The following is a 26,002-nucleotide window of genomic DNA, read 5'->3' as shown; positions in this document are numbered from 1 at the left end:
GCCCGTCCGGGCGGCGCGCGGAGGAGTTCGAACCATGACGGAGTACGGCCGATGTCACCCACTGATTCCCTGACGAGCCTGCGCGTCGATCTGGGTCCCATCGCCTATTCCACCGATACCCGCAAGCTCCGTACCAAGAGCCGCGACCGGTTCGCCCAGAGCCCGGTCCTGCGAGACCTGTTGCGCGGGCGCAATGCCGAGATCTTCATCGCGCCCCGCGACAAGGACGAGTTGCGCACGGCGGTGGCCGCTTGCGCCCGCCATCGCATCCCGATCACCGTGCGCGGTGCGGGTTCCGGACAGTTCGGTCAGGGCGTGCCGCTGCGCGGTGGCGCGGTCATCGATGTCACCGCTATCGCCGGCGTCATCGACTGGCACGGTGAACCAGGCAGGCGCCTGCCGACCACGGTGCGCGCGCTCACCGGGACTGTCGTCGCCGATATCGACGCCGCGATCCGCCCGTCCGGCTGGGAGCTGCGGATGCACCCATCGACCGCGCATCAAGCCACTGTCGGCGGTTACATCGCGGGCGGGCACGCGGGAATCGGCAGCTGCCGGTGGGGCATCCTGCGCGACCCCGGCAACATCACCGCGCTGGAGGTGATGACGGTGGAAGAACGCCCGCGGTTGATCGAGCTGCGTGGGCGCGATGTGAACACCGTGCACCATGCCTACGGCGCCAACGGCATCATCACCGAGGTCGAACTGCCGGTCGCTCCGGCCTGGGAGTGGCACGAACTGGTCATCGCGTTCCCAGATTTCGAGCAGGCGTCCCGCTTCTCGGTCGACATCTGCTGTAGCGACGGCATACTCACCAAAGTCGTGTCACCGCACGCACATCCACTGCCGCGGTACTTCCCCGAGCTGGCCGGATTGATCCCCGACGGCGAGTCGATGGTGCTTGTGATGGCCGCGGTCCAGTCGGTGCCGAATGTGGAGGATCTGGTGCATGCCAACGGCGGCCGGATCCGCTACCGCTGCCTGGAGGGCAAGGGCGCCTACGGTGCGCCACTGTACGAGTTCACCTGGGGCCATTCGATGCTGCGCTACCAGCGCCACAACGACAAGCTCACCGGGTTGATGGCACTGTTCCCGCAGGAGAATCTGTACGAGTCGATGGTCGCCGTCCACCGCGATTTCGCCGAGCTGGGCCCGCTGCACGTGGAAATGAAGCGGATCGACGGCGGCCTGTCCTGCCAGGGCTCACCGGTCTTCGAGTTCGAGAGCCAGCAGCGATTGGCCGCGATCACCGAGCGTTTGCAGCAGGCGGGGTTGTTCATCGCGAACTCCCACACCCCCGTACTCGGCGCGGGCGGCATGAAGCCATGGGGACCGAGAGAGGCAGCCGTCAAACGCGAATTCGACCCCTATGGCCTGCTAGCCCAGGGCAAAGCCGACGACGCCGTGGTCGAGGACACCATCGCGGTGTCGACCGCGCTACCCAACAGCGGCTGGTCCTACCGACTGAGCACGTAAGCGCGGTCGGCTCACTTGGCCAGTGGCTGGGCGGTGGTGATGGCCTGCGCCAGCGTGGTGAACGCGGCTTCATTGCCCGCGCCGGTGATCAGGATCCGCACACCGCCGAGGTCGGCGATCCAGCCGGTTTCTTCGGTCGGTTCGGAGTAGACGACCCACGTCTGCCCGGCCACGTCCTGCGTCCCGGTCGGATAGCGCGAGCCGAGCGCCTGCCGTGACAAGGCTTCCTCGGTGGCGTCGGTCTGCGAGTACCGCATGTAGGTGCCCTGCGGGGTGATGTAGCCGACCGTGCTCACCGCGCCGCCGCCGGCGGTGGCGATGGTGTCGCGGCTGCCCGAGTTCGACGTCCAGCCCTGCGGCAACGCCGGCTTGCGGATCGGGAACGACAGCGTCTTCGCGTCGGATGTCAGCGCGGCGTCGGCATCGAAGAAGGGGATCTGCCCCTGCGTCGGGCCGTTCGTCGCCACCGTGCACTGGCTCGCCACGCCCGCCAGCACGACCGCGGCCAGCACCAACGGGATCAACGACCAGAACAGATCGCGGTAGTCGTTGAAAATGCGGTGCTTCTTCTGGGACACGGCTACCAGTATCCACTCGAGCCCTGACCAGGCCGCCCAGGGGGCATCGCAGGAGGTCGTGCACGAGCGTGCCGTTTCGAAATGCGACAATGCCCCCGTAACACCAACGCCAAGGAGGCACTCCGCAATGACGGCATCTTCGCCCGCCCCCAGCCGCCGCGAGGCACCTGATCGCAACCTCGCGCTCGAGCTGGTCCGCGTCACCGAGGCAGGCGCGATGGCGAGTGGCCGTTGGGTCGGCCGTGGCGACAAGGAAGGTGGCGACGGCGCGGCCGTCGACGCCATGCGTCAACTCGTCAGCTCGGTGTCCATGAAGGGCATCGTCGTGATCGGCGAAGGCGAGAAAGACGAAGCGCCGATGCTCTACAACGGTGAGCTCGTCGGCGACGGCACCGGCCCCGAGGTCGACTTCGCCGTCGACCCGGTCGACGGCACCACCCTGATGTCGAAGGGCTCCCCCGGCGCCATCTCGGTGCTCGCGGTCGCCGAGCGCGGCGCCATGTTCGACCCGTCCGCGGTGTTCTACATGCACAAGATCGCCGTCGGCCCCGACGCCGCGGGCTCGATCGACATCACCGCCCCGATCGGCGAGAACATCCGCCGCGTGGCCAAGGCCAAGCGACTGTCGGTCTCCGATCTGACCGTCTGCATCCTGGACCGCCCCCGCCACGCGGAGCTCATCCAGCAGACCCGCGACGCGGGCGCCCGCATCCGCCTCATCTCCGACGGTGATGTCGCGGGCGCGATCGCCGCCGCGCGTCCCGAGTCCGGCGTCGACATCCTGGTCGGCATCGGCGGTACCCCCGAGGGCATCATCGCCGCTGCCGCGCTGCGCTGTCTCGGCGGCGAACTGCAGGGCATGCTCGCCCCCAAGGACGACGACGAGCGCCAGAAGGCGATCGACGCGGGCCACGATCTGGACCGCGTGCTCTCGACCACCGACCTGGTCTCCGGCGACAACGTCTTCTTCTGCGCCACCGGCGTCACCGACGGCGATCTGCTGCGCGGCGTGCGCTACTACCCGGGCGGCGCCTCGACCCAGTCGATCGTGATGCGTTCCAAGTCGGGCACCGTCCGCATGATCGACGCCTACCACCGCCTGACGAAGCTGCGCGAGTACTCCTCGGTCGACTTCGACGGCGACGACAGCGCGAACCCGCCGCTGCCGTGATGTGACATCGGATGCCCCCTCGCGCTGCCTCGGCAGCGCGAGGGGGCATTTTCACGCCCACCGATTCGCCCGACGCTTGCACCGGCACTATTCCTGGTCCGGGTGTGGGATTTCGCGCTGGCGTGGGGGCACCATTCGGGCGGTTCGCGTCCTAGGGTCGAGGTATGGCTGACGACGACGCGCAGTACCGCATCGAGCACGACACCATGGGCGAGGTTCGCGTCCCGATCGACGCCCTGTGGCGGGCGCAGACCCAGCGCGCCGTGGAGAACTTCCCGATCAGCGGGCGGGGGCTGGAGCGGGCGCAGATCCGGGCGCTCGGTCTGCTGAAAGCCGCCTGCGCGCAGGTGAACAAGGATCTGGGCCTGCTCGATCCGGCCAAGGCCGACGCGATCATCGCGGCGGCGGGCGAGATCGCGAACGGCGAACACGACGACCAGTTCCCGATCGACGTGTTCCAGACCGGTTCCGGCACCAGCTCGAACATGAACGCCAACGAGGTGATCGCCTCGATCGCCGCACGCGACGGAGTCACCGTCCACCCCAACGATGACGTGAACATGTCACAGTCGTCCAACGACACCTTCCCCACCGCGACGCACCTGGCCGCCACCGAGGCCGTCATCACCGAACTGGTTCCCGCACTGGATCATCTGCGCCTGGCGTTGCAGGACAAGTCGCAGCAGTGGCGCACCGTGGTGAAGTCGGGACGCACCCACCTGATGGACGCGGTACCGGTGACGCTCGGCCAGGAATTCGGCGGCTACACCCGCCAGATCGCCGCGGGCATCGAGCGTGCGATGGCCACCCTGCCGCGCCTTGGCGAGTTGCCGATCGGCGGCACCGCGGTGGGGACCGGACTCAACGCGCCCGCCGGATTCGGCACGAAGGTCGTCGCGGAACTGGTGCGCACCACGGGAATCGACGCGCTGCGCGAAGCCCATGATCACTTCGAAGCCCAGGCCGCGCGCGACGGGCTCGTCGAGGCCTCCGGCGCGCTGCGCACCATCGCGGTCAGCCTGACCAAGATCGCCAACGATATCCGCTGGATGGGGTCGGGCCCGCTGACCGGACTCGGCGAATTGCAGCTGCCGGACTTGCAGCCGGGTAGCTCGATCATGCCGGGCAAGGTGAATCCCGTTCTGCCCGAAGCGGTTACGCAGGTGGCGGTACAGGTGATCGGCAACGACGCGGCGATCGCGTTCGGCGGGGCCAGTGGGGCGTTCGAGCTCAACGTCTACATCCCGGTGATGGCTCGCAATCTGCTCGAGTCGATTCGCCTGCTGGCCAACGTTTCTCGGCTGTTCGCCGACAAGTGCGTGATCGGGCTGGTCGCCAACGAGGAGCACCTGCGGACCCTCGCCGAATCGTCGCCGTCGATCGTCACCCCACTCAACTCGGCCATCGGCTACGAGGAAGCGGCCGCCGTCGCCAAACAGGCGCTGCGCGAGAAGAAGACGATCCGCCAGACCGTGATCGATCGCGGGCTCGTCCCCGACAAGCTCTCGCTCGAAGAGCTCGACCGCAAGCTCGACGTGCTGGCCATGGCCGACGTAGACCGCTGAGACACCGAACGGCCGTCACCTCACAGGAGGTGACGGCCGTTCGTGGAAAAACTCAGGCCAGGTGCGCGAGTTCGGCGCGGGCCTTCTCGCCCGCTTCGCTGAAATCGGTGCGGGAGAAGATGTTCCAGCGCCGCAGCAGCGGCTTGAACACCAGCTCATCCTCTTTCGCGCGGTCGTAGATGCCCGCCTCGGCCAGCGCCTCGTCGCTGGATCCACCACCGGGCAGATCCACGTGCGGCACCCGGAAGTCGGCGACCCGATCGGCGATCGCGCGCACAGCCTGGTCGGGAACCAGGTCGAGGGCGGCGGCGACGAGCACGGCGAAGAACTCGGCCTGCAGTTCGTCGTCGGCGGCCAGCTTCTCGGCCATCCCGGTGACGATCGGGTTCTCGCCGAGCGCGGCGGTGTTGCGATGCCGGATCGCGGCGGCGACCTCTTCGAACGCGCAGGTGGCCAGCACGTCGATCAGGTGCATCGGGGGCCGGTTGAAACCGTCGGTCATGTGCTGCATGCGGGCCCGCTCGAGCGCGACCGGGTCCACCGCACGCGTGAGCATGAGGTAGTTGCGGATCATGATCTCGTGGCGGTTCTCCTCCGCCGTCCACCGGCCGACCCAGCGCCACCAGGGACCGGTGCGCAGGTGCTTACCGAGCTCACGGTGGTAGGACGGCAGATTGTCGGCGACCAGGACACTCACGGTCAGCGCGAGCCGGGCGGTGTCGCTGAGCTCGGACTGTTCCGGGGTCCAGTCGGTGCCGCCGAGGAAGGCGAAGTTCCGCCCGTCCGACCACGGCACCTGTTCGTGCGGCTGCCAGCCGTCGGCCAACTCGATGTGGCGACGCAGGTTGATTTCCACCTCGTCCGCGAGCGAATCCAGCAGCTCGCGGTCGGTCAAAGTTTTCTGCACCCCGACAACCTAGTACCTCCTGCGCAAGCGCGGGGACCCACGGGGTGAACCGGGCCCCCGCGCTGGGGCTGAGCGCAACGCTCTTACTTGGGCGTCACCGTGGTCTCACCGTTGACCCAGGTGATGGTGCCGCCGGTGAAGTCGCTCTGCTTGCCACCGGTGATGTCCTTCTCGTCGCTGGTCGGGTAGCCCAGCGTGCCGTTGGCACCGCCGTTCTCCTCCCACGCCTCGCGAATCTCGCCCCACACGATGTGGGCGCCGGAATCCTTGCTCCAGTAGATGGTGCCGCCGGTGAAGTCCTGGTACTCGCCACCGTCGGGGCCGGATTCCTGGGCTTCTTCCGGTGCGCCGAGCGGGCTGGCCGCGGCGCCGGCCGCCACGTACTTCTTGTACACCTCGCCGGAAATGGTGATGTCACCGTTCGGGGTGGAGATGGTGGTCGATTCGCCTGCCGCCCCGCCCGTGGTGGCCGCGCCGGAGGTGGTCTCGGCACCGGTGGTGGTTTCCGCACCGGGGGTGGTGGTCATCGCGTCCATGTCGTGCTCGGTGGTGGCGCTCGCCCCTGGGGCGCCGACGGCGGAGGTCACCGAAGCGACGGCGTCTTTGGCCTTGTCCTTGTTTTCGTCGGTGCAACCGGCAGCGAGCAGCAGACCCGCCGCGGCCAGGACCGCGGCGCTCCCGGCAGCAGTACGTCGAGCGAAGTGGTTCATATCCATCCTCTCGCGAGTGGCCCCACGGGGGTGCCCCCGGAATGGAGCCCGGCCGATAATCCAGCAACGGCCCGGCGGAACAGTGTTCGCCGAGCCGTTGCTGGATTGGTGTCCTCGCGGATATTACCCACCATTTGCGGTAATCAAACGGATTCTGGCCGTGACGCGGCCTGATTGCCGATGATTACGCGTTAGGTCCGTACTCCTCGAGCATCTCGGTCACCAGTGCCGCGATCGGCGAGCGCTCGCTGCGAGTGAGCGTGATGTGCGCGAAAAGCGGGTGGCCCTTGAGCTTTTCGATCACCGCCGCCACACCGTCGTGCCTACCCACCCGCAGATTGTCGCGCTGGGCGACATCGTGGGTGAGCACCACTCGCGAACCCGTGCCAAGGCGGCTCAACACCGTGAGCAACACATTGCGTTCGAGCGACTGCGCCTCGTCGACGATCACGAACGAATCGTGCAGCGACCGGCCGCGAATGTGGGTCAGCGGCAACACTTCGAGCATGTCGCGGCTGAGCACCTCCTCGAGCACCTCGCGGCTGGCCAGTCCGTCGAGGGTGTCGAAGACGGCCTGTGCCCACGGGCCCATCTTCTCGCTCTCCGACCCCGGCAGGTAGCCCAGTTCCTGCCCGCCCACCGCGTACAGCGGCCGGAACACGACCACCTTGCGCTGCGTGCGCCGCTCCAGCACCGCCTCGAGCCCGGCGGTCAACGCCAGCGCCGACTTACCGGTACCGGCGCGCCCACCCATCGACACGATCCCGATGCTCTCGTCGAGCAGCAGATCGAGTGCGATGCGCTGTTCGGCCGAACGTCCGTGCAGCCCGAATGCCTCCCGCTCCCTGACCAGTTGAATCCGCTTGTCGGCGGTGACCCGGCCCAGCGCGCTCGAGCTGCTGCCCAGCAACCGAACGCCGGTGTGGCACGGCAACTCTCGCGCAACGTCGAGGTCGATCACCGAATCGGTGTAGAGCTGATCGATCTGGGAGCCCGCCACGTCGAGTTCCACCATCCCGCTCCAGCCGGAGGTCACCACGTCCTGTGCGTGGTACTCGTCGGCCGACAAGCCGACCGCGCTGGCCTTGACCCGTAGCGGGATGTCCTTGGACACCAGCACCACGTCCTCACCCTCGGCCGAGAAGTTCAGCGCGCAGGCCAGGATGCGGGAATCGTTGGTGTCGGAACGGAATCCGGCGGGCAGCACCGACGAATCGGTGTGGTTGAGCTCCACCTGCAGGGTGCCGCCGTCGGTGCCGATGGGCAGCGCCTGGTCGAGCCTGCCGTGCTGCACACGCAGGTCATCGAGCATGCGCAGAGCCTCGCGGGCGAACCAGCCGAGCTCGTGGTGGTGTCGTTTCGCCTCCAGCTCACTGATCACGACCAGGGGTAGGACCACACTGTGTTCCCCGAACCGGGTGACAGCCCATGGATCCGACAGGAGTACTGAGGTGTCGACTACGAATGTCTTGCGACCGGAACGTGAGGGGCGAGCCCCTTTCTTCGAGGCCGAGGCCGAGGCCGTGTGCTTCGCGGAAGCGGAAACGGAGCGTGCAGCAGTCACGGTGGGCTCCTTATGTGTTCGCACGGCACCCGCGCGAACGATCTCGCTGGACCGGTCCGTCCTGTGGGCGTTTGACGCTGAGTCAACCGCCCCGAGGGCCAGGTGCCGGCCCTCTCGCACTGAGTAGCTCAGTCACGGTCAGGACCTCCCGTACGAATCACACCGACGCGACTCGCATCTCCGACGCTACCGCCGAATTCGTAGCCGCGCTGCTGGACCGGCGCACGCGTGGCGTGAATTTGTCGTTAACCCGCACTGTCGCGCCGGATCCGGCACGTGTGCGTCGCCGAGCGCTAGAGTCGATGGCATGGCCGATGACCAGGATCTGGAGAAGCTGTCGTCGAAGGAACTGCACGATCGCGCGGTGAAGACGGCCGTGCGACGCGGTGACGTGAAGTTCCTGTGGGAACTGCTCAAGTCGATTCCGGCGGCCCAGGCCGAGGCGGGCGACCTCGGCGAGAGCTCGGCCGACATCAAATACGTGCTGCCGATGCTCGACGACTACTTCCACGCGGGCGACGGCAAATTGGCCGACGTGCTGCGACCGACCTATCTGGCGTATCTACGCAAGCACAAGTAGTCAGCGCCCGGTGATCGCCTTCGCCACGCCGACGATGGTGCCGCGCAGGGCATTGCCCTTACTGAAGTGGTCGTCCCACAGCACGATTCGGCCTTCGCGCAGCTCGAAGGTGCCGCTCACCCAGAAGCCGATCCGCACCGGGCCGACGTGCAGGTAGTCGGTGCGGTCGGTGAGCACGATGTCGCCGTCGGCGGCGATGTGGTGGATCTCCGCGGAGAACCCGAGCTTGGGACGATCCAGGCCGCGCAACACCGCGGCCACCCGCTTCTTGCCGCGCACGGAAGGCAGTGAGGCGTTCTTCCAGACGATCGTGGGATCGAGGAGATCGAGCGCCTCGTCGACCGCGCTGAGCTCGAGCGCGGCGAAGAATTCGCGAACGATGGTGACAGCGGGCTCCGGCAGTTCCGGCTCGTCGGTCATGGGAAGAGCCTAGGGCGACGACCGCGGCGGGGCCAGGGGACTGCTGAAGTTTCGCTGATCGATCAGCGCGGCGAGTCCGTCGAGAATGCGGTCGACACCGAAACGCAGGGCGTCGTTCGGTCCGCCGCTGCCCGCCGGGACGGCGGCTTCCTCGGCGAAGGCCGCGAGCACCTCGGGATAACGGCCCGCGGCGGCGGTCATCATCTCGGTGAACTGCTCGGTGAACTGCAGCTCGCCACTACCGCTCATCGACGCGACCTGCTGGGCCAGATTGCGGGTGTGACCGTTGAGCAGGACGATCGTGTCGAGCTTTTCCGAGCCGGTGAGGCCGGTCCCCGCCAGCGCGGTGAGCGCGGCTTCGGTCCACCCCATCTCGTTCGGACCGAAGGGCCGCACGCCGAGGGTGAGCTCGATCGTCCACGGGTGTGCGAGGTAGCGCGCGAAGATCGCCTCGCCCCACTCCCGCAGACCGGTACGCCAATTCTGTGGTGAGCCCTCGGTATTCGGCGGCTCCCCCATCGCCGCGTCGAGCATCAGCGCGGTCAGCTGCTCCTTGCCCGGCACATACCGGTACAGCGACATCTTGGTGAAGCCGAGGCGTTCGGCCAGCCGCTGCATCGACAGCGCGGACAGCCCTTCGGCATCCACGAGCGCGATGGCCTCGGCGACGATCCCGTCGAGGGTGAGGGCGGGTTTGGGCCCGCGCTTGGGGCGCTGCGTGGTCCCCCACAACAGCTCGACCGTGGTCGGCATCTGCCCATCCTCTCGAAAAACATCTTGACGCGAAACTGTGTCTACCATACTCTTATCTGCATCCACCGGATACAGATTCCATCGGACACAGATCTTCTAGGAGTTCACCATGCGTACCGTCCTCATCTCCGGCGCCAGCGTCGCAGGCCCCGCCCTGGCCTACTGGCTGCACCGATACGGCTTTTCCGTCACCGTCGTCGAGCGCGCACCCGCACTGCGGGCCGGCGGTCAGGCGGTCGATTTCAAGGGCAAGACCCACCTGACGGTGCTCGAGCGGATGGGCATCCTCGACGAGGTTCGCGCCCGGCGCACCGGCACCACCGACATGATTTTCGTCGACGAGGACGGGCGCGAACTCGGCGTGATGTCGGGCGAATTCACCGGCGGCGACCTGGAGATCCTGCGCGGCGACCTGGCCGAGATCATGTACGACAAAACCGCCGACACCGTCGAATACCTCTTCGGCGACACCATCACCGAACTGCGCGACACCGGCGACGGGGTGGCCGTGCGGTTCGAGAACAACCCGCCCCGAACCTTCGACCTCGTACTGGGAGCCGACGGAATCCATTCGCGGGTAAGGAAATTGGCGTTCGGCCCCGAATCCGATTACGTCGCGCACCTGAGCTATTACTACTGCGTGGCAGGCGCGAGCCGCTGGAGCGACGCAGCCACTCCCCGCGACAAAGCGGCAGGCTACGCCCACAACACCCCGGGCAAACTCGCCATCGACGGCGGCCCGAAAGCTCAGCAGATGTACATGTTCGCCGCCCCCGAACTCGACTACCCCCGCAACGACCCTGCCGCCCAACGCCACATCATCGAAGAGACCTTCGCCGACATGGCCTGGCATGCCCCCCGCATGCTCACCGACCTGGCCGACTTCGACGACATCTACCTCGATTCGATCAGCCAGGTCCGCATGAACGGCACCTACACCCGCGGCCGCATCGCCCTCATCGGCGACGCCGCCTACGGAAACACCCTGGCAGGCTTCGGAACCGGCCTCGCCATCGTCGGCGCCTACGTTCTCGCAGGCGAACTAGCCTCCGCCGCAGGCGATCACGCGACGGCCTTCGCGAACTACGACCGAATCATGAAGCGCTACGCCAAAATCGCGGGCAACAGCAACGCGGGCCCGTTCCTCGCCCCGAAAACCGCCCGCGGCATCAAGGCCCGCAACTGGTTCCTCGGCTCCCGCCTGTTCAACCTCATGCTGAAATACGGCGACAAGGCCGCCAACGACATCGACCTGCTCGACTACCCGGAGCTGATCGGGTCCGCAACCCCGCGCCCCGCGTGAGCTCGGCGCCGTCCACAAACCCGGCAGCCAGCGCCAAGGTTATGGTGGAGGTACCATAACCTTATGGCACTCAAGAAGACGACCGTCATGGTCGACGAGAGCGACCTCGAGCTGATCAAGCAGGCTGCTGCCCGCGAAGGACGTCCGGAGTCGGAGTACTTCCGGGAGGCGTTCCACCTTGCGGCGATCCGAACACGCAGATGGGATGACGAATGGGACATCCCGGTCCTGGACTTCGGCGGGCCGATCGACGCCGATCAGATCCACGCGACTGTGCATGAGGCAATAGTCGACAGCACCCAGCGATGATCCTGGTCGGCGATACGTCCGGATTGGTGGCTGCGTTCAACTCCAAGGATCCAGAGCATGTTACGGCCCGGGCCGCGTTGCAACGGGCCGCACTGACCCTCGTGTCGCCGCTCGTGATGCTCGAGATCGAACACGTGATCACGCGAAACCAGAATCGCGACCTGGCCTATGGGGTAAACGATTGGCTTCTTGCCCAGGAAACCAAGGGGCGGGTGAAAATCCCCGAGGTTTCCAGCGCGATGCTTCGGACAGGTCGGCGTGTACAGAACCGCTATCTCGGATTGCGCTTGGACTTGACCGATGCGACCAATGTAGCCCTCGCCGAAAGGTACGAAACCGCCGATATCCTCACCCTGGATCGCCGGGATTTTCGAGCGATCAAGCCATTGACGAACCATGACGCGTTTCGGGTGCTACCCGACGACCTGTAAACCCCCTGGTCGGGCGAAATCCGCTTCCTGGGCGAACCGCGCGGCCGAAGACGTCCGACGAGATCCCTGACGCCCTCGGCAACGGGATCATCGAATCCTGAGCCTCTGACCCGAACTGCGCGGCCTTGACTTGGAGTGCACTCCAAGTCTTATCGTCGACCCCATGAGCATTCGACTCGGTTACCAGATGCCCAACTTCAGCAATACCGCTTCGGTGCGTGAGCTGTTTCCCGCGGTGATCGCGCAGGCCAGGGAGGCGGAGGATGCGGGGTTCGATGCCGCTTTCGTGATGGATCACTTCTACCAGTTGCCGTTGATCGGCGAGCCCGCGGAGCCGATGCTGGAGGCCTATTCGGCGCTGTCCGGGCTCGCTACCGCGACCGAGCGAATTCAGTTGTCGGCCTTGGTGACCGGCAATACCTACCGGAATCCGGCGCTGCTGGCCAAGACCGTCACCACGCTCGATGTGGTGAGTGGTGGGCGGGCGGTGCTCGGGATCGGGGCGGGGTGGTTCGAGCTGGAGCATCAGCAGTACGGGTTCGAGTTCGGCACGTTCACCGAGCGATTCGAGCGGCTCGACGAGGCGCTGCGGATCATCACGCCGATGCTGCGCGGACAGCGCTCCACCCTCGACGGCAAGTGGTATCGCACCGAGCAGGCGATGAACGAGCCTCGCATCCGCGACGACCTGCCGATTCTGCTCGGCGGTGGCGGCGAGAAGAAGACCTTCGGCATGGCCGCCCGCTTCGCCGACCATCTCAATATCATCTGCAACGCCTCCGAACTGCCACGCAAACTCGACGCCCTGCGTCAGCGCTGCGACGAAGCAGGCCGCGACCCCGCCACCCTCGAGACCAGTTTCCTCGCCATGACCATCGTCGACGAAGACGGCGACCGCGCCCGGAAGACCCAGTCCGACATGCTGTCCCGCCTCGGCATCGACCTGTCCACCATGACCGAAGCCGAACGCCGAGCCACCGTGGCCGACCGCCAATTCGCCGGCACCCCGGACGAAGTGGCCGAACAGATCCAAACCCGCGTCCTCGACCACGGCATCGACGGCGTCATCGTCAACCTGATCGCCAACGGCCACGAACCCGGCGTCATCAACCAGATCGGCCGCACCCTGCACCCGCTGGTGAACTGAGCGTCATCAACGCCGGTTGATGACGTAAGGCTCCGCGCACTACACCCCTAGTCATAGACTAAGTTGGACTAAGTCCAGTAGACTCAGTGAATGACGACAGTCAATATCCACGAAGCGAAGACACACCTGTCGAGGCTGCTCGAGCGGGTATCCAAGGGCGAGCGGATCGTGATCTCCAAAGCGGGCCAGCCCATCGCCGACCTCGTGCCGCACCGAAGCGCCCCGGTTACCATCGGTGGCCTGAAAGGCCAACTCACCTACGATGACTCGACATTCGACGTCGACGTAGACATTCAGCGGATGTTCTACGGAGACGACGCCGATGCTCCTGCTTGACAGCCAAACCGCATTGTGGACTCTGGATGACAATCCTCGTCTGGGAGCCGTCGCTCGTCAGTCGATTTCCACAACCGCGGAGGTCTATGTCTCTGCGGCATCCGTGTGGGAGCTGACGATCAAGTCGGTGCTCGGCAAACTCAGCATTCCGGCTGCCTTCACCGAATTGTTGACCGCTCAGGGCTTGAGCGTTCTCGACGTCACCGGCGAGCACGCCGAAGGCCTACGCGAGTTCCCCGAACTGGCCAAGCACGACCCCTTCGACCGGTTGATCGTTTCTCAAGCCAGCTGTGAAGGGCTACAACTCCTGACCGCCGACCACGTCCTACTCGACCTGAATCGCGACTTCATCGCGGACTCGAGAAAGTAGCGAGCGGTCGGCTTTCACCACGACGCGAAGTGGTCTTCTCCTCGTTGGCGGATCTGCTGGCGGCGGCGGAAGAAGACCTCTTCGGGGGTGACGGTGGTCAGCGCGTTGGTGATGCGGCTCAGGCGAGTGTCGTAGCGGTTTTCGTGGATGTGGCGTTCGATGCCCGCTTGCCATTCGGGGGGAAGGCGCGACCAGATCGCGGCGACTCGGGATTGGGCGGCCGGTTCGGATTCGGCGAGCAATTGCAGGAGGGCCGGCCAGTAGGTGGCGTCGGTGGCGTGGGCGGGCAGGGCGGCTACCGAGGTTTCGTCCAGTTCGGCCAGGGTGGCGGCGATGTGGCGGCGGGCCGGTTCGCTCAGGCGGGCGGAGAGTGCGAAAAGGCCGCGCCACGGGTCGGCTTCGTCCTTGCCGTCCAGCGAGCGGACCAGTGCTCCGAGCACGTCGGTGTCGGCGAATTGCGGGTTCGTCGACAGTGCCCACAGGGCAACCGGATTGAGTCGGCCGATGACAGTGAGCAGGGCGGGAGAGGCGTTTCGGTTGACCGCGGTGAGCAGGAATCGACCGACCTCGTGCGTGGTACCGCGGCCGAAGAAGATGTCGCCGAGGGTGGCCGCGACATCGGGGGCGACCTTGCAGAAGAACGCGAGCATCGCGTGATGCAGGGCGGGGGGACCGGCCAGCACCGTCTGGAGCATGCCGGGTACCCGCCCGCGCGGGCCTGCGAGCAATTGCCGGACTATCCGGCTCAGCGTGTGCGCGGGGTAGGCGTAGGCGGCGGTGAAGATCAGACCGGCATCGTCGAGAACGGTCTGCTCCAAAGCCGCGACCAGCGGTTCGTTCACCACCGAGAGAAACCGCGCCGCTGTCACGTAGTCGCGACGCCGCAGTAGCTCGTTGATGATGAGGGTGATCGGCTCCGGCCTGCCGTATCGCATCAGCTGTTCGAAGACGTCGGGGTCGAGAAACGGTGCGCCGTCGGCCGCGTAGATGGCGTCGACCATGCACAACGCCTGCGCGCACTTCTCGGGATACTTGACGCCGACCGCCCCGAGGAATCTGGCCGCGACCACCGGCGGCACCACCCGCTCGAACAGCTTGACACCGAGCGCGACCGGGAAGATCGGTACGACCGGGCCGATCCGCCGGAACATGTCCGCGTGCTCGGCGTGCAGCGCGCGCAGGATCTGCTGCTGCATCGCCGAAAGATGCACCGCGCCGAGCCGGGCCAGCGGTGCGAGATGCTGCGGCGGCACCTGCAGAGTGCGGGCGAGCACCACGAGTTGAGTCTGAGCTTCCAGTTCGGTCTCGATCATCGGTTCAGCGACCGAAAATGATCTTGCGGGTGACCGTGCGCAGCGGGCCGGGCATCGCGGTGAGCGCGGCATCGATGGCCCGGCGCAGTGCCCGCACCTCGTTGGCTCGCGCGGCCCGGAACAGTTCGATCAGCTCCCTGGCCTCGGCCTCGGAGAGCAACTCGAACGCATGCACCTCCCCGCCGACCTCGCGCGCAAGCTCACGTCGATATTTCATCGGACTGACCATGCCGTATTTCATTAGCCACGTTGGCAATTCGCGCGAAATTTGTGCGTTCCGACAATCGATGCCGACCATCCCCTGTCACGACAACGCCCCCGTCGTCCGAAAGTATCGGTCGACGAGGGCGTTTCGTGTTGGGGGTTCGGCTCAGCCGAGCAGGCGCCAGTCTTCGAGGCCCTGGTACAGCGGGACGCTCTGAGCCAGGCGCGAGACACGACCACGCAGGGTGTCGACGTCGGAGGTGCCGGCCAGGGCGGCGGCGATGATGTCGGCCACCTCGGTGAATTCGGTGTCGCCGAAGCCGCGGGTGGCCAGGGCCGCCGTACCGATGCGCAGGCCCGAGGTGACCATCGGGGGGCGAGGGTCGAAGGGGACGGCGTTGCGGTTGACGGTGATGCCAACCTCGTGGAGCACGTCTTCGGCCTGCTGACCGTCGAGCTCGGAGTTACGCAGGTCGACCAGGACCAGGTGCACGTCGGTGCCGCCGGTGAGGACAGAAACGCCCTTGTCCTTGACGTCGGCGCCGGTCAGACGCTCGGCGAGGATGCGGGCACCGGACAGGGTGCGGACCTGGCGGTCGGCGAACTCCTCGGTGGCGGCGATCTTGAACGCGGCGGCCTTGGCGGCGATCACGTGCATGAGCGGGCCGCCCTGCTGGCCGGGGAACACCGCGGAGTTGAGCTTCTTGGCGAATTCCTGCTTGGCCAGGATCAGGCCGGAGCGGGGGCCGCCGAGGGTCTTGTGCACGGTGGACGACACCACGTCGGCGTACGGCACGGGCGAGGGGTGCAGACCGGCGGCGACCAGGCCGGCGAAGTGGGCCATGTCGACCCACAGGTAGGCACCGACCTCGTCGGCGATCTCACGGAAGCGAGCGAAATCCTGGTGACGCGGGTAGGCCGACCAACCGGCGACGATCACCTTCGGCTTGGCCTCGAGCGCGATGTCACGCACCTCGTCCATGTCGATGCGGTGGTCTTCCTTGCTCACGCCGTAGGAGTGGACGTCGTAGAGCTTGCCCGAGAAGTTCAGGCGCATGCCGTGGGTGAGGTGACCGCCGTGCGCGAGGTCGAGGCCGAGCAGGGTCTCGCCCGGGTTCATCAGCGCCATCAGCACCGCGGCGTTGGCCTGCGCGCCCGAGTGGGGCTGCACGTTGGCGAACTCGGCGCCGAACAGCTCCTTGGCACGGTCGCGGGCCAGGGTCTCCACCACGTCGACGGCCTCGCAGCCACCGTAGTAGCGGCGGCCCGGGTAACCCTCGGCGTACTTGTTCGTGAGTACGGAGCCCTGCGCCTGCAGGACCGCCCGCGGCACGAAGTTCTCCGAAGCGATCATCTCGAGGGTGTCGCGTTCGCGGGCGAGCTCGCCCGCCATCGCGGCGGCCAACTCGGGATCGAGCTCACCGAGAGACTGGGTATTCACCGAAGCGGTCGTCTGCGTCACGCATGCGAGTCTATTGCCGACCGTGTGCGAGCCGAGCACGGGGATACCGCAACACCGTCCGAGCCGCCACCCGAGAGACCAGCGTCACAGCACGCCTGACCAGGTTCGATAGCCATCGAACACGGCGAACACGGCGTAACGACCCGTCCGGCGGTGACCGATGACACAGCAGTTCGACCCCGGCGGCTGCGCCATCATCCAGTAACGCTCATCCGCCGGATCGCCCCCGGTGTCAGCGGCTCGTCGAGCAGACGCCCGAACCGCTCGACCCGATCCTGGGCACCGGCCGCACCGTCGAGCCACCCACCGAGCAGCCGGTAACCCTCGACATAGGTGCTGATGTAGGCCCGCCACAGCGGTGAGGACAGAAACCGCAGCGACTGCCGCGCCCGTTCCGGCGTCGCCAGAATCCACCGCTGCAGGAACTGCGCCACCTCGTCCTCGCCGCGATGCTGATCGTGCAGCAGCAGCGCGGCGTCCTGGCGCACGTTCAGCAATTTCGCCGACGCGATCGAGAAACGTTCGGCCCGTTCACCGTCGAAGCGAAGGCCGAGGTCGGCGTAGATCTCCTGGGCCCACATGCCCCAGCCGGGTCCGACGATCGACTGCAGGGCCAGGTCGGCAAGGCCCTCGGCCATCAGGCACTGCGGGGTGTTGACCAGGAACAGTGTCTGCTCGTCCTCGCCCGCCGCGACCAGTCCGGCTTCCTTACGGCAGTGCTCGGTGTGATGGCCGGGGTAGGCCTCGTGCGCGATCAGCGCGGGGAGGTTGCCCATGTGCTGTTTGAGGTCGGAGTTGATCGCGACCGTCGAGGCGAAATTGCCCAGGTAATAGTTGAAGCCGGACCAGGGCTTGTCGCCGACCACCTCATAGGTGACGTGCTCGTGGTCGGGCAGCGGATACCGATCGCGCACCCGCTCGCGCAACGCGCTGGAGAACGCTTCGACACAGACCGCGAGCTTCTCCGGCGGGATCTCGTCGCCGCGGCGGTAGGTGGCGGCCCGTTCGGCGAGCGGACCGTCGCCACCGAGCACCTCGTCCATCTGCCGGTGCGCTTCGCGGTAGTCGTCGGGGTCGCCGGGTGCGATGTCGACGTCGAAGTAGGCGCGGACCTCCTCGACGAAGCCGATCTGCTCACCGGCGAACTTGCGGCCTGAGCACTCCATCGCCACCAGGTGGGCATCGAGGAATTCGGTGCGCTGGGCCGAGAGCCCGGCATCGGGCAGTGCCGCCCGCAGCTCGACGGCGCGCCGGGCCAGCGCGGCGGGTTCCGGGACCGCGGCGTTCTCGACATCGCGACGCAGCTGCGGATCGCCGGTGTAGGCGTCGACGAACCCCTCTTCGAGGCGATCGAAAGCCAAACCGAGGCGCAGGTATTCAGTGACAAGTGGATGTGACCCCATCCGCCCGACATTACGTGGTCCATCCGAAAATGGCGCCGTACCTCGGGGTTGTTACTAGTTACCGACTGGTAGCCAAACCCCCTGTTGCGCGCCGGTGGCGAGCACGGAGCACAATCTCGCTATGCGGTCAGAGTTATCCCGGATCTCACCAGACGGGCAGCCAAGCTGTGCGGATGCGCCCGGACGGGGGGTCGGGTAGGTGGCACGGATGAGCGAACCGAGCCCCTATGTGGAGTTCGATCGAAGCCAGTGGCGCACTCTGCGCAAATCGACTCCCCTGGTACTGACCGAGGACGAACTGACCGGCCTACGCGGTCTCGGCGAGCAGATCGATCTCGAAGAAGTCGCCGAGGTCTACCTGCCACTGGCCAGGTTGATCCATCTCCAGGTCGCGGCGCGGCAGCGGTTGTTCGCCGCCACCGCCACCTTCCTCGGGGAGAAGCATCCCGACAAGCAGGTGCCGTTCGTGATCGGTGTCGCGGGCAGTGTCGCGGTCGGCAAGTCGACCACCGCGCGCGTGCTGCAGGCGCTCTTGGCGCGCTGGGATCACCATCCGCGGGTCGACCTGGTGACCACCGACGGATTCCTCTATCCCACCGCCGAACTCATCCGCCGCGGCATCATGCACCGCAAGGGTTTCCCGGACAGTTATGACCGGCGCAAGCTGCTCCGGTTCGTCACCGAGGTGAAGTCGGGCGCCGAAGTGGTGTGCGCGCCGGTGTATTCGCACAAGTCCTACGACATCGTGCCCGACGAGAAGCACTGTGTCCGTCAGCCCGACATTCTCATCGTCGAGGGCCTGAACGTGCTGCAGACCGGTCCGCGACTGATGGTGTCGGACCTGTTCGACTTCTCCATCTATGTCGACGCCCGCATCGAGGACATCGAGAACTGGTATGTGCAGCGCTTTCTGGCGTTGCGCAAGACCGGCTTCGCCGACCCCGACGCGCACTTCCACCACTATGCGGCGTTCAGCGACGAGCAGGCCACCGCGGCCGCGCGCGATATCTGGAACTCCACCAACCGGCCCAACCTGGTGGAGAACATCCTGCCGACCCGTCCGCGCGCGACCCTGGTGCTGCGCAAGGACTCCGACCACACGATCAACAGATTGCGGCTGCGCAAGCTCTGATCAGCCTGCGCGGCAACAGGTTCCGCGAACAAAATCAGTCGGTCGTGGCGGTCGGCGCACCCAGCGAAATGACCTGCTGCGCCAATTCCTCACGGGCGTCGCCCTTGTGGACAACCAACACCCCGTGCGGTGTGCCGCGCGCATCGGTCGGCTCACCGGCGACCACCTCGATCATCGACTCCTGCGCCCGCGGGAGCATGTCGACCACCGGGTACTCCCCGACCGGTGCCCACCCCTGCGCCGCCGACTGCAGCCGGTCGACCGTGCTCGGCGCGCCCGCTAGGTCGGCCCATTTACGAGTGGCGATCGTGATCGAGCCGTCGGTGCTCCAGCGGGGGCTGTAGGCCGCCGAGCACTCGCCCGGCAGCGTCGGCAGCGCCCGGACGCCGTTGGTGGCGGCGTCGATGGTCGCCACATTGCCGCTGCCACAGGTGGCGCTGCGCGCGGTCGCGCCTGCCAGCACGAAGGTGTGCCCGTCTGGTCCGGCGGCGGCCGAGAGTCCGGCGTCTATGCCGGGCACGCGGCCCAGCGGCAGGATGGCGTCGGCGCCGATGGCGTAGAGGTGGCTCTTCTCCCACCACAGTCCACGCGATTCGACGCGAGCCAGCAGGACGAATTCGTCGGTGGCCGCCACGAGCTTGGCGCCGTCCCACCCGCCGCCGGTCAGTGGACTCGGCGAATCCGGCAGGACGATCTCCCGTTCGGGTCCGGCGGGCTCGGTACCGGCCAGATCCATGCTCATGATCTGTCCCGGCTCCCGCCACCAGCCGACGACCGACCCACGCAACGCGACCGCGTCGGTGCAGTCGCACGGTATGCGCGTCACCGACCGGTCCCGCACACCCAGCGCGACCAGTGTCTTGCTGCTCGTCTCCACCGCGAACGCGTACTGCCCGTCCCTGGTGAACGAGACCGCGGCCGACGAATAGCCGAAACTGCCCGGCGCCCTGACGGTTTCGGCGCCGCGCACCACCGCCAGCTCGGCGTCGGTGCGATAGGCGAACACCGGGCCCTTCGCGGCCTGCTCCTCGGCGGGCGTCAGTCGTGGCGGCGCGGGCTGGTCGACCCCGCCGCAGCCCGCGACGACCAACGCGGCACCGAGCACCGCGATCCGCGCACGCCATCCGCTCGCCTTCGTCGCAACTCCCACAGCTCACACCCCTGCAATGTGTCGTCGGGCCCGGTCTCGTGCGGCAGCCTAATGGACACAGCCGGCGCAGCCGCCCAAAGACGTGCCCACAGCCGGAGCGAATGCGGAGGTATGCCTAGCCGGGGGACGTCCAGGATCGGGCGCGTACTCCACTACAACTTCCAGGCCCCGTCGAGCCTGGTCGCCAGGTCGATGTCGCGGACAGCCGCGATTTCGGGCTTGCGGATCTCCTGGGCGATACCCGGAATCGCGAGGGCTACGACATCACACGCCGAAACGACGGTGGCGCGCGGCGTAATCCCTTAGTGCGCGCAGGAAGTCGACGCGCCGGAATTCCGGCCAGTACGCCTCGGTGAACCAGATCTCCGAATAGGCGCTCTGCCACAACAGGAAACCCGAAAGTCGCTGCTCACCAGAGGTTCTGATCACCAGATCCGGGTCGGGCTGGCCGGAGGTGTAGAGATGCTGGCCGATCGCGTCGACCGTAATCGACTGCACCAGATCCTCACCCGACTCCCCCGACGCGATCTCCTGGCGCACCAGCGACCGCACCGCGTCGGTGATCTCCTGACGCCCGCCGTACCCCACCGCGACGTTCACATGCACGCCATCGCGCCCGCTCGTGCGCTCGGCGGCCACCCGAAGGCGCTTGGCGATCAGCTCGGGAAAACCCTCGAGCGACCCGACGATCCGCACGCTCCAGTTCTGCTCCGGGGCGGACAGTTCCTCGACGACATCGGTGATCACTTCGAACAGCGTCTCGAGCTCATCGGCATCGCGGCGCAGGTTCTCGGTCGAGAGCAGATAGACGGTGACCATCTCGATGCCCTGGTCGGAACACCAGCCCACGAGCTCGGCGATCTTCAGCGCGCCGACCCGATGGCCGTGGCTGACATCGGTGAACCCGTTCTCGCGCGCCCAGCGACGATTGCCGTCGCACATCACGGCGACATGGCGAGGGTGCTGCTTGTCTGCCAGCTGCTGCGACAGCCTGGCTTCGTAGATGCGGTACGGCAATCCACGCACCCGACCAAGAAACGACTCCACAGCCGCACCCTACGCCTGGAACTGCCTCACTCCCCCGCCTCCCCGGTGTTGCCGTAACCTCGAGCCGGTAACCTACGGTACCGTAGGTTTTGGCTTGGGAGGTTTCGTGGAGGCGGTTCGGACTGAGGCCGATGGGCACTCGAAGCCGCGGTTTCGCGGATGGATTCACACCTGGGCAGTGGGCGTAGCCGCTGTCGCGGTGACAGTGCTCGCGGTCTTCGGGTTCCTGACGTCATTGACCGCGGGCTGGTCGACGCTGCTCTACGGGGTTTCGGTGTGCGCGCTGTTCGGGGTGAGCGCGGTGTATCACCGGATCACCTGGGCGAGCGTGCGGACCAGGGTGCGGATGAAGCGGGCCGATCATTCGATGATCTTCCTGTTCATCGCGGGCAGTTACACGCCGTTCGCGCTGCTCGGGTTGCCCGGGCGGACCGGGCAGATCCTGCTGGTCGTGGTGTGGGCGGGGGCCATCGCGGGGGTCGCGTTGAAGGTGTTGTGGCCGACCGCGCCCGCCTGGGTGGGGGTGCCGCTGTACCTGCTGCTCGGGTGGGCGATCGTGCCGGTGGTTCCCGAGCTACTGCACAACGTCGGAGTGGCGCCGCTGGTGCTGCTCGCGGTCGGTGGGGTGATCTACAGCGTGGGCGCTGTTCTCTACGCGACCAAGTGGCCCAATCCTTGGCCCGACTTCGGGCATCACGAGATCTTCCATGCGGCGACGGTGGTCGCGGCGCTGTGTCACTACGTCGCGATCTGGCTCGTCGTGCTCGGCTGAACGGCGCGTGCGCGTGGCGTGAACCCGCGTGCCTTCTATGCTCAATAGTTGTGTCACCGGTCAGCGCAGCTCGTGATGCCCGGGCGTCCTCGGGCGCCGGGGCCGGGCGTGCGCGGTGAACCGGCTGGTCCGGTGGGCGCTGCAGTCCTACTGGGGACTGGCGCTGGTGGTCACCTCCGCCAATGTGGTCGGGGCCGCGGCCATCTTCCTGGTCAGCTTGGCGGGCGGGGTGTTCAGCCGGGTCGGCACCGATTGGAGTGACGCGGCGGCGCTGATCCTGATCTATCCGGTTGTCGGCTTCCTCGCAGGCATCGGGATCTCGCTCTACGACCGGCGCCGGTACATGCGCTGGCTCGACGACAACCGCAAACCGACACCCGAGGAAGCGTTGGTCCTGATCCGGCTGCCCGCCGCGATCACCGCGCGCGTGATCGCGCTGTGGGCACCGGGTGTCGTGTTGACCGTGTGGCTGATCGACCGATTCACCGAATATCACAACGTCACCGTGCTGCTGGCGGCATTCGCCCTCGGCGGACTCGAAGCGGCGGGCGCGACCTATCTGATCCTGGACCGGCTGATCCGACCGGCCGTGCCCATTGTCGCCTCGGTGCTCGGGCCCACCGTGGATCCCAGCTCGACTGTGCTGGTCAAAGTGCTCGTCACCTGGGCGGTATCCAGTGCGCTGCCGGGACTGATCATCATCGTCGTGTTGAGCGATTCCACCACCTCCGCGTCGGACCGGGTGCGCGCCGCCTGGCTGTTCTCGATCGTCGCGCTCGGTGTCGGCACGTTCGCGACCGCGCTGCTCGCGCGCTCGGTGGCCACCCCGATGCGCACGATGTACCGGGCGCTGGACCGGATCACCCGCGGCGAACTCGATGTGCGGGTGCCGGTGGGCAGCGCGAGCGAGATCGGGCGGCTCGAACACTCCGTCAACGAACTCGCCGCCACACTGCGCGACCAGATGCGCACCGAGGACGTCTTCGGCAGGCACGTGGGCTCCACCGTGGCCGAACGCGCGCTGGCGGGCAGCACCGACCTCACCGGCGATGTGCGCATCGTCTCGGCGCTGTTCGTCGACGTCACCGGCTCGGTGCGGCTCTCCGCCGAAATGGCGCCGGAGGATTTCGTGCACAAGCTCAACCGGCTGCTCGCCACCGTCGTAGCGGCCACCGAGGACAACGGCGGCCTCGTGAACAAATTCGCGGGCGACGCCGCCCTGTGCATCTTCGGCGCCCCCTCCACCCTGGCCGACAACGCCACCCCCGCCCTCCGCGCGGCCCGGCGCATCCGCGACGAAGTAGTCGCCACCGGCGAACTCGACGTCGGCATCGGCGTGGCCCGCGGCCAGGTGTTCGCCGGCGACATCGGCGCCGACACCCGCCTCGAATTCACGGTCATCGGCGACGCGGTCAACGAGGCGTCCCGGCTCACCGACGTGGCGAAGGAAGTGCCGCGCCGCGTGCTGGTGAGCGATTCGATCTGGCAGGCCGCCACACCGGCCGAGCGGTCCAAGTGGAAGCGCCACAAGGACTTACGCCTGCGCGGAATCCCCGGCCGAACCCGGACCTGGACGGACATCTCGCCGGGTAAGTGAGTCCGAGGCGCACGCATCACATGGGCGTGCCCCACCCTGACGCCTCGGCATACACCGCGATCGGCGAAGCAGCGGAGTGTCGGCACGAAGACCCGTCACGATCACGGTCGGCGGTCACCGACGAATTCCGGCCCGGCACATACGCCGTGCCGGTCGGCCGATGGATCAGGCGTGGCGATGCACGGATCGGCTCACCGTCGAAGTGATGCGGTCAGGGCGGCCGGATCGGTGACCGGGAGGTCGCAGACCGCGCCTCGGCAGACGTAGGCGGCGGGGGCGCCGTCGACCAGGGGGCGGTCGGCGAGGAGGGGGGCGGCGTTCGGTGGGGCGGCGAGGATGATCGAGCCGCCGGGGGCCGCGGCGCGGGCCGCGGCGAGGAGTTCCATTGTGGTGGATGACTTTTCGGTGGCGGCGATGGCTATCTGGTAGGGGCCGCGGACCGACGCTTCGGCGACCGAGAGCCAGTTACCCGCGGTGCGGGGGGCACGGGCCAGCAGGAGCGCGCCGCGGGTGAGGGTGTGGTCGGCGAGTTCGCGGTAGCGGGTGGCGCGGTCGGGGTCGGCGACCGCGGAGGCGGTGAGGAGGGCTTCGGCCAGGGCGGAGGCGCCGGAGGGGGTGGCGCCGTCGACGGGGTCGCGTGGGCGGGCTACCAGGGTTTCGGCGTCGTCGGCGGTGTCGAACCAGTTACCGGGTCGTTCGGAGTCGGCGAAGTGGTCGATCGTGTTGTCCAGCAACAACTGTGCGGCGGCGAGCCAGTCCGGTTCGCCGGTGGCCTGGTAGAGGGCGAGCAGGCCGGTGACGAACCAGGCGTAGTCCTCCAGGACGCCGGGCGGGGTGCCCGCGACACCGTCGAGGGAGGCGCGGCGCAGTCTGCCGTCGACGAGGTGGACATCGAGCAGGTAGCGGGCGCAGCGCACGGCGGCGGCGATCCACGACGGTTCTTCCAGCGCCGCACCGGATTCCGCGAGCGCGGTGATGGCCATGCCGTTCCAGGCGGTGACCACCTTGTCGTCGCGGGCGGGCTGCGGGCGCAGCGTGCGGGCCTCGAACAGCCGCGCGCGCAGTCGATCGAAGCGCGACGCCTGTTCGGCGTCGACGGGGTCGCTGTGGCGGGTGAGCACCGAGGTGCCCTGTTCGAAATTGCCCCCGGTGGTGACGCCGAAAGCGTCTGCCGCCCAAATCCCTTCGAGCGGGCCGAGTTCGCCGATCAGCTCGGCGGGCGTCCACACATAGGTGGCGCCCTCGACACCGGGACCGCCCGGTTCGAGATGGGTGTCGGCATCGAGGGCCGACGCGAAACCACCGCCCGTGGTCCCGAGATCACCGAGCAGGAATTCGACTGTCTCGCGAGTCACCCTGTGCGGCAACGACTCCAGTGGGGTGACGGGCGCGCGGCGCGCGAGATGGGCGTAGGCGCGCAGCAGCAGGGCGTTGTCGTAGAGCATCTTCTCGAAGTGCGGTACGAGCCACCCGGCATCGACCGAATAGCGCGCGAACCCACCGCGCAACTGGTCGTAGATCCCGCCGCGCGCCATCGATTCCGCCGTGCGCTCGACCAGATCGAACACCGCCTGGTCGCCGGTCCGCTCCCAGTGCCGCAGCAGTCCTTCCAGCAGCGCCGACGGCGGAAACTTCGGTGCCCCACCGAATCCGCCGTGTGTCGAGTCTTCGTCGGCGGCGATCGCCAGCACAGCCTGGTCGAGAAGCTCAGGGACAACGGTGAATTCGGCGTCGGGAAGCCCCGATGCCTGCGCCTGGAGCGCATCGGTCACCTGCCGCGCGGCCTTGTCCACGTCATCGCGCCGGTTGAGCCAGGTCTCGGCCACCGCGGTGAGCAACTGTGTGAACGACGGCATCCCCCCGCGCGGCTGCTTCGGGTAGTAGGTGCCGCAGTAGAACGGCGCACCGTCGGGTGTGAGGAAGCACGTCATGGGCCAGCCGCCCTGCCCGGTCATGGCCACGGTGGCATTCATGTACACCGCGTCCAGATCGGGGCGCTCCTCCCGATCGACCTTCACACAGACGAAATCGGCGTTCATCTGTTCTGCGGTCGCCACATCCTCGAACGACTCGTGCGCCATCACATGACACCATGATTGGTAAGTAGCGCAGCTACCAGTGGCAAGACGCATACCCTACTGAAAGTAAAATGGGCACGTCTCGCCTGGTCGCTTCGCTACTTGCCTCCTCTCCCCACTCGTGCCAGTGCACGGGGTTAGCCGCGTGCTGGCGCAGGTAGGGCGATGTGGCTTCGCCTAACCGATTCATCTGTTCACCGTACCCCGGGTTCGACCCACAGTGC

25 protein-coding genes and 1 pseudogene are annotated in these 26,002 nt (G+C 67.1%); 13 read left to right on the top strand and 13 right to left on the bottom strand.

Annotated features, from left to right (window positions below; genetic code table 11):
• Window positions 1-51: 51 nt before the first annotated feature.
• Window positions 52-1,476, top strand: a complete 1,425-nt coding sequence (locus ACFXKN_RS25110; protein WP_379433964.1) for an FAD-binding oxidoreductase — start codon at window positions 52-54, stop codon at window positions 1,474-1,476.
• 11 nt (window positions 1,477-1,487) lie between these two features.
• On the opposite strand, the gene ACFXKN_RS25105 is transcribed toward ACFXKN_RS25110, so the two are convergent.
• Window positions 1,488-2,054, bottom strand: coding sequence for a DUF4245 domain-containing protein (locus ACFXKN_RS25105; protein WP_378940610.1), 567 nt, complete (start codon window positions 2,052-2,054; stop codon window positions 1,488-1,490).
• Between the two features lie 127 nt (window positions 2,055-2,181).
• Between ACFXKN_RS25105 and glpX the strand changes: the two genes are divergently transcribed.
• Entirely contained in the window at window positions 2,182-3,225 is a 1,044-nt protein-coding gene (gene glpX, locus ACFXKN_RS25100; protein WP_378940611.1) for a class II fructose-bisphosphatase, read from the top strand.
• Between the two features lie 164 nt (window positions 3,226-3,389).
• The gene (locus ACFXKN_RS25095; RefSeq protein WP_379433963.1) at window positions 3,390-4,790 is read left to right on the top strand and encodes a class II fumarate hydratase; all 1,401 of its coding nucleotides are present in this window, start codon (window positions 3,390-3,392) and stop codon (window positions 4,788-4,790) included.
• Between the two features lie 52 nt (window positions 4,791-4,842).
• On the opposite strand, the gene ACFXKN_RS25090 is transcribed toward ACFXKN_RS25095, so the two are convergent.
• The 3 genes from ACFXKN_RS25090 to ACFXKN_RS25080 all read right to left on the bottom strand — a co-directional run bounded on the left by ACFXKN_RS25090 (window position 4,843) and on the right by ACFXKN_RS25080 (window position 7,971).
• Window positions 4,843-5,697 carry an acyl-ACP desaturase gene (locus ACFXKN_RS25090; RefSeq protein ID WP_379433962.1) on the bottom strand — a complete coding sequence of 285 codons (855 nt, stop codon included), beginning with the start codon at window positions 5,695-5,697 and terminating at the stop codon, window positions 4,843-4,845.
• Window positions 5,698-5,780: 83 nt separating this feature from the next.
• Window positions 5,781-6,407, bottom strand: a complete 627-nt coding sequence (locus ACFXKN_RS25085) for an LGFP repeat-containing protein (RefSeq protein WP_379433961.1) — start codon at window positions 6,405-6,407, stop codon at window positions 5,781-5,783.
• Between the two features lie 184 nt (window positions 6,408-6,591).
• Window positions 6,592-7,971 carry a PhoH family protein gene (locus ACFXKN_RS25080; protein ID WP_379433960.1) on the bottom strand — a complete coding sequence of 460 codons (1,380 nt, stop codon included), beginning with the start codon at window positions 7,969-7,971 and terminating at the stop codon, window positions 6,592-6,594.
• A 307-nt stretch (window positions 7,972-8,278) separates the two neighbouring features.
• Here ACFXKN_RS25080 and ACFXKN_RS25075 point away from each other — a divergent pair, with 307 nt between their 5' ends.
• Window positions 8,279-8,551, top strand: coding sequence for a hypothetical protein (locus ACFXKN_RS25075; protein WP_378940616.1), 273 nt, complete (start codon window positions 8,279-8,281; stop codon window positions 8,549-8,551).
• Here the strand turns inward: ACFXKN_RS25075 and ACFXKN_RS25070 are convergent, their stop codons facing one another.
• Together ACFXKN_RS25070 and ACFXKN_RS25065 are read right to left on the bottom strand one after the other, a co-directional pair.
• Window positions 8,552-8,971 carry a limonene-1,2-epoxide hydrolase family protein gene (locus ACFXKN_RS25070; RefSeq protein ID WP_378940617.1) on the bottom strand — a complete coding sequence of 140 codons (420 nt, stop codon included), beginning with the start codon at window positions 8,969-8,971 and terminating at the stop codon, window positions 8,552-8,554.
• Window positions 8,972-8,980: 9 nt separating this feature from the next.
• Window positions 8,981-9,724 (bottom strand): TetR/AcrR family transcriptional regulator, encoded by a 744-nt coding sequence (locus tag ACFXKN_RS25065; RefSeq protein ID WP_379433959.1) that lies wholly within the window; start codon window positions 9,722-9,724, stop codon window positions 8,981-8,983.
• A gap of 109 nt (window positions 9,725-9,833) precedes the next feature.
• On the opposite strand from ACFXKN_RS25065, the gene ACFXKN_RS25060 reads away from it, so the two are divergent.
• From ACFXKN_RS25060 to ACFXKN_RS25035, 6 genes are all read left to right on the top strand, one after another.
• Window positions 9,834-11,027 carry an FAD-dependent monooxygenase gene (locus ACFXKN_RS25060; protein WP_379433958.1) on the top strand — a complete coding sequence of 398 codons (1,194 nt, stop codon included), beginning with the start codon at window positions 9,834-9,836 and terminating at the stop codon, window positions 11,025-11,027.
• Between the two features lie 63 nt (window positions 11,028-11,090).
• Window positions 11,091-11,336: a ribbon-helix-helix protein, CopG family gene (locus ACFXKN_RS25055; RefSeq protein ID WP_378940620.1), complete on the top strand. Its 246-nt coding sequence runs from the start codon at window positions 11,091-11,093 to the stop codon at window positions 11,334-11,336.
• The gene (locus tag ACFXKN_RS25050) at window positions 11,333-11,767 is read left to right on the top strand and encodes a PIN domain-containing protein (protein WP_378940621.1); all 435 of its coding nucleotides are present in this window, start codon (window positions 11,333-11,335) and stop codon (window positions 11,765-11,767) included. Before ACFXKN_RS25055 ends, ACFXKN_RS25050 begins: the two co-directional genes overlap by 4 nt.
• A 163-nt stretch (window positions 11,768-11,930) precedes the next feature.
• Entirely contained in the window at window positions 11,931-12,914 is a 984-nt protein-coding gene (locus tag ACFXKN_RS25045) for an LLM class F420-dependent oxidoreductase (protein ID WP_379433957.1), read from the top strand.
• A gap of 90 nt (window positions 12,915-13,004) precedes the next feature.
• The gene (locus ACFXKN_RS25040; RefSeq protein WP_379433956.1) at window positions 13,005-13,250 is read left to right on the top strand and encodes a type II toxin-antitoxin system Phd/YefM family antitoxin; all 246 of its coding nucleotides are present in this window, start codon (window positions 13,005-13,007) and stop codon (window positions 13,248-13,250) included.
• Window positions 13,237-13,620: a type II toxin-antitoxin system VapC family toxin gene (locus ACFXKN_RS25035; RefSeq protein WP_379433955.1), complete on the top strand. Its 384-nt coding sequence runs from the start codon at window positions 13,237-13,239 to the stop codon at window positions 13,618-13,620. The genes ACFXKN_RS25040 and ACFXKN_RS25035 overlap by 14 nt, the downstream gene beginning before the upstream one ends.
• 14 nt (window positions 13,621-13,634) lie before the next feature.
• Here ACFXKN_RS25035 and ACFXKN_RS25030 read toward each other — a convergent pair whose 3' ends face one another.
• From ACFXKN_RS25030 to ACFXKN_RS25015, 4 genes are all read right to left on the bottom strand, one after another.
• Complete coding sequence (locus ACFXKN_RS25030) at window positions 13,635-14,933, bottom strand: hypothetical protein (protein WP_379433954.1); 1,299 nt, start codon at window positions 14,931-14,933, stop codon at window positions 13,635-13,637.
• Window positions 14,934-14,937: 4 nt separating this feature from the next.
• Window positions 14,938-15,150: a hypothetical protein gene (locus tag ACFXKN_RS25025; RefSeq protein ID WP_379433953.1), complete on the bottom strand. Its 213-nt coding sequence runs from the start codon at window positions 15,148-15,150 to the stop codon at window positions 14,938-14,940.
• Between the two features lie 153 nt (window positions 15,151-15,303).
• Complete coding sequence (gene glyA / locus ACFXKN_RS25020) at window positions 15,304-16,599, bottom strand: serine hydroxymethyltransferase (protein WP_379433952.1); 1,296 nt, start codon at window positions 16,597-16,599, stop codon at window positions 15,304-15,306.
• Between the two features lie 194 nt (window positions 16,600-16,793).
• The gene (locus ACFXKN_RS25015; protein ID WP_379433951.1) at window positions 16,794-18,002 is read right to left on the bottom strand and encodes a DUF885 domain-containing protein; all 1,209 of its coding nucleotides are present in this window, start codon (window positions 18,000-18,002) and stop codon (window positions 16,794-16,796) included.
• Window positions 18,003-18,201: 199 nt separating this feature from the next.
• On the opposite strand from ACFXKN_RS25015, the gene coaA reads away from it, so the two are divergent.
• Window positions 18,202-19,134, top strand: a complete 933-nt coding sequence (gene coaA / locus ACFXKN_RS25010; protein WP_379433950.1) for a type I pantothenate kinase — start codon at window positions 18,202-18,204, stop codon at window positions 19,132-19,134.
• A 34-nt stretch (window positions 19,135-19,168) separates the two neighbouring features.
• Here coaA and ACFXKN_RS25005 read toward each other — a convergent pair whose 3' ends face one another.
• Together ACFXKN_RS25005 and ACFXKN_RS25000 are read right to left on the bottom strand one after the other, a co-directional pair.
• Complete coding sequence (locus ACFXKN_RS25005; protein WP_379433949.1) at window positions 19,169-20,284, bottom strand: hypothetical protein; 1,116 nt, start codon at window positions 20,282-20,284, stop codon at window positions 19,169-19,171.
• Window positions 20,285-20,548: 264 nt separating this feature from the next.
• A complete protein-coding gene (locus ACFXKN_RS25000; protein ID WP_378940631.1) occupies window positions 20,549-21,331 on the bottom strand; it encodes an isoprenyl transferase in 783 nt (260 codons plus the stop codon).
• A 106-nt stretch (window positions 21,332-21,437) separates the two neighbouring features.
• On the opposite strand from ACFXKN_RS25000, the gene ACFXKN_RS24995 reads away from it, so the two are divergent.
• Both ACFXKN_RS24995 and ACFXKN_RS24990 read left to right on the top strand, forming a co-directional pair.
• Window positions 21,438-22,103, top strand: coding sequence for a hemolysin III family protein (locus ACFXKN_RS24995; protein WP_379433948.1), 666 nt, complete (start codon window positions 21,438-21,440; stop codon window positions 22,101-22,103).
• 115 nt (window positions 22,104-22,218) lie between these two features.
• Window positions 22,219-23,700: an adenylate/guanylate cyclase domain-containing protein gene (locus ACFXKN_RS24990; protein ID WP_379433947.1), complete on the top strand. Its 1,482-nt coding sequence runs from the start codon at window positions 22,219-22,221 to the stop codon at window positions 23,698-23,700.
• 191 nt (window positions 23,701-23,891) lie between these two features.
• On the opposite strand, the pseudogene ACFXKN_RS24985 reads toward ACFXKN_RS24990, so the two are convergent.
• Window positions 23,892-25,968, bottom strand: a pseudogene (locus tag ACFXKN_RS24985) (thioredoxin domain-containing protein).
• Between the last annotated feature and the right edge of the window lie 34 nt (window positions 25,969-26,002).

Source organism: Nocardia sp. NPDC059195, assembly GCF_042754695.1.
GTDB lineage: Bacteria > Actinomycetota > Actinomycetes > Mycobacteriales > Mycobacteriaceae > Nocardia.
Note: the sequence above shows the minus strand (reverse complement) of the source record. Positions and strands in the feature narration are given on the sequence as shown.